General features: G+C 43.1%; 1 protein-coding gene and 3 pseudogenes. All 4 read right to left on the bottom strand.

The genetic code is table 11. From position 1 onward, the window contains the following. Positions 1-77 (bottom strand): annotated as a pseudogene (locus ACFIJS_RS09375) (SMI1/KNR4 family protein); the annotation flags it as partial. Continuing rightward, positions 56-1,045, bottom strand: a pseudogene (locus tag ACFIJS_RS08840) (DUF637 domain-containing protein); the annotation flags it as partial. The pseudogenes ACFIJS_RS09375 and ACFIJS_RS08840, both read right to left, overlap by 22 nt. Positions 1,046-1,072: 27 nt before the next feature. Further along, positions 1,073-1,273 (bottom strand): annotated as a pseudogene (locus ACFIJS_RS08835) (SMI1/KNR4 family protein); the annotation flags it as partial. A gap of 56 nt (positions 1,274-1,329) precedes the next feature. After that, positions 1,330-1,902, bottom strand: coding sequence for an SMI1/KNR4 family protein (locus ACFIJS_RS08830; RefSeq protein WP_375651240.1), 573 nt, complete (start codon positions 1,900-1,902; stop codon positions 1,330-1,332). Positions 1,903-2,044 lie beyond the last annotated feature (142 nt).

The following is a 2,044-nucleotide window of genomic DNA, read 5'->3' as shown; positions in this document are numbered from 1 at the left end:
TTTTTCCAAAAACGCTTGTAAAAAGGGATAGGTTGCGGAGTGGGAGTGTTCTCAGTCTTTTCAATCGGTTGATCACCTTATTAATGCGATCTACATAGGACTGTCCAAGGGTTCGACCAATTGTCGACAAAATCTCACCACTGGTGAACAAATCCTTGAGCGCTTTCAAAGTCTCTTTGGGATGTTTGGCTATTTGCACAAAGCCATCAACCGTATCGTATAATTCAGCCGGTACACCAGCTACGATACCAGCCCCAAAGCTTATACCTTGCCCTGTACTAATCGCAGACCACTTCGCAGACACTTCTGCTTCACATAAAAGGTCAGGACACTCCTTTAATTCTTTCTTCATCTGAGCTTGTTGAGCACTGCTGAGGTAGTTATTAGCAGCGGCATTGCCTGCGGCATCGGCACCGGCATCAACATCGCCACCGGCAAGGGCAGCAGCAACGCCCCCAGCAGCCCGTGCGACATCAATGGTGTGGTCTCTAAAGTCAGCAAACTGCGCATCAATCTTGGCAGTGATGCGGGCTTGCTCTTCGGCAGTTGGGGTGCGCCCGTTTAGGTCCCCCATTTCCTCTTTCACAATGCCTTGCACCCACAATTGAAACTGGAGCATAGCTGTGGCTTCGCCCACAGCCCCGCCAACAGCACCGGCAGAGCAAGCGCCGCTCGCAACAGCGCCTTTTAAGCAGCCAAGACCAGCATGGGCAACGATTTGTGTGACCGTGTCTATTTTGCCTTCTGCCTTGGCAGTACCGATTTCTTCTGCCAATGATTTGCCAACCGTATCAGACAGGGCGATGCGCAGATTGTTAAAAAAGTTCTTGTCAAGAGAGCCACCTTCAAGAGCTGTTTGAACGCTCGTGCCAATGGCGGCTTTGATCAGGTTCTTTTCCGCTTCACTGGCGATACGATCGACAAAAGGAGCCGTTTTAGGCAAAGATTGTCCAACACCAGCCATTTCCGTTACTTGGCTGGTTAAGCCCGCCGTTAACATCGACGAGACAATGCTGAGAACATTCTTGGAAGAGCCTAACTCATAAAAAACAAAGCTATTCTAGATTAGCCTTCATTCTTTTGCATAAAAATTACTGGCGTAATAAAGGGGATCTCCAGATATTACCTCAAAATAGAGTGGGCATTCACCATCCCGAAACTGAGAATAATCAAAGTAAAAGGTTTCACCAAAATCTGTTCTACTCATAACGAGCTGTTCTGGTTTTGCTAAACCTTGTTTTCTATCATTTAAGTTTGGGTAAACAATATCACCCCCCTAAACAGTTGTAAGGTCTGTATTATAAACGCTTCATATTTCCCCTATCAATTTCACCTCTTCCATAGTTTTTTCCAAAAACGCTTGTAAAAAGGGATAGGTTGCGGAGTGGGAGTGTTCTCAGTCTTTTCAATCGGTTGATCACCATCAGGTATCTCATCGCTTACGTATTCTTTAATTTTTTTACAAAGGAATTCATAAAAATTACTGGCGTAATATTCGCAATCTTCAGATGGAAGCCTGACATAGAGTGGGCATTCACCATCCCGAAACTGCGTATAATCAAAATAAAAGGTTTCACCAAAATCAGCGTCACACACGACAAGTTGTTCTGGTGTTGCAAAACCATCTCTCCTATTATTTAAGTTTTGACAAACAATGTCATCAAAAGGAATATCTTCTCCACACTCCTTATAAAGCCTATAAATTTCATAACCAGCAATGTCTCCCCCTTTATAATGTTTTAAAAAAACTTTATAGGAAGATGTGAATTGTAAACCGAGAGCTTTCTCCGCCTTTTCAATCACGAGATCATCAACCTCCTTATCTTTGCTAGCAAAATTAACAATATCACCTTCATATTTATCAACTAATACTGTAACATCATCTAAGGTATAGGTTTTCATCGATTATTCTCCATCAATTATTCTATAAATCTCTGTTTTTTCTCTTTTCATCAACCCTAGAGCATTACTGCCGATGCTCCTGTCCCCATCTGTCAAAATTTAGACCTATGATACCCCATTTCATATCAATTAGTCCTCCTAA

It is taken from the genome of Bartonella sp. OT172YNZD, from assembly GCF_042193725.1.
GTDB classification, from domain to species: Bacteria; Pseudomonadota; Alphaproteobacteria; order Rhizobiales; family Rhizobiaceae; genus Bartonella; species Bartonella grahamii_A.
This window is presented reverse-complemented; position numbering and strand designations above follow the sequence as displayed.

Coding starts and splice junctions, on each gene's coding strand:
- ACFIJS_RS08830 (WP_375651240.1), bottom strand. CDS start 1,902: ATGAAAACCTATACCTTAGATGATGTTACAGTATTAGTTGATAAATAT.